The sequence below is a fragment of the Vibrio sp. bablab_jr001 genome (assembly GCF_016464285.1).
Lineage (GTDB): Bacteria > Pseudomonadota > Gammaproteobacteria > Enterobacterales > Vibrionaceae > Vibrio > Vibrio fluvialis.
In genome coordinates this window covers 1-650 of record NZ_JACDWZ010000050.1, presented here as the reverse complement: position 1 = coordinate 650, position 650 = coordinate 1, and the positions used below count along the sequence as shown (strand labels likewise).

Below are 650 nucleotides of genomic sequence, written 5' to 3'. Positions count from 1 at the left end.
CGGTCTCTATGTCTTACCGCAAAATCACGTGGGATCACGTGAACGCGGGTACTTCAGGCTCAGACGATTGGCGTAAACCAATCGAAGCGTAATTTACGCTCGAGCTGCGTTGCCCGTCTTAAGGCGGGCAACCTTGTGAACCTTAAGCACAAAGCATCCAACCCGCACCCTGGCATCCGCTTGGTTTCGGGTGTTTTGCGCTTAAGGTTTCACCATTTTTACTGAGTATGAAGGAATGGCAGGATGGCGACGTTAAAGTATCAGTTTCATGTGGAAGGTCTGGAGGACGACACGCTGGTGGTGCGTGGGTTCGAAGGGCAGGAAACTTTGTCCAGCGAACGCATCAATGGGCAGCTATGCCACGGTTTTCGTTATGAACTGGAGCTGGCCAGTCGGCTTGCCAATTTAACGCCCGATATGGTGGTGGATAAAGTCGCGGAGCTGTCGCTCTATCGCGACGATATGCTGGTTCAGCGCGTGAACGGCATCGTGCGCCGCTTTACTCAGGGCGATACCGGCCATCATCACACCTTCTATTCTCTCACGTTGGTGCCTGCTTTAGAGCGTTTGTCTCTGCGCCACAACAGCCGCATCTTCCAACTCAACACCGTGCCGGAAATCCTCTCCATTCTGTTGCAGGAAATGGGCAT

1 protein-coding gene and 1 pseudogene are annotated in these 650 nt (G+C 53.2%); both read left to right on the top strand.

The window, feature by feature from the left end:
• A pseudogene (locus JIG40_RS10130) lies at positions 1 to 92 on the top strand (type VI secretion system tube protein Hcp); the annotation flags it as partial.
• A gap of 151 nt (positions 93 to 243) precedes the next feature.
• The coding region (locus JIG40_RS10125; protein WP_280514077.1) for a contractile injection system protein, VgrG/Pvc8 family at positions 244 to 650 on the top strand (407 nt) is incomplete at its 3' end.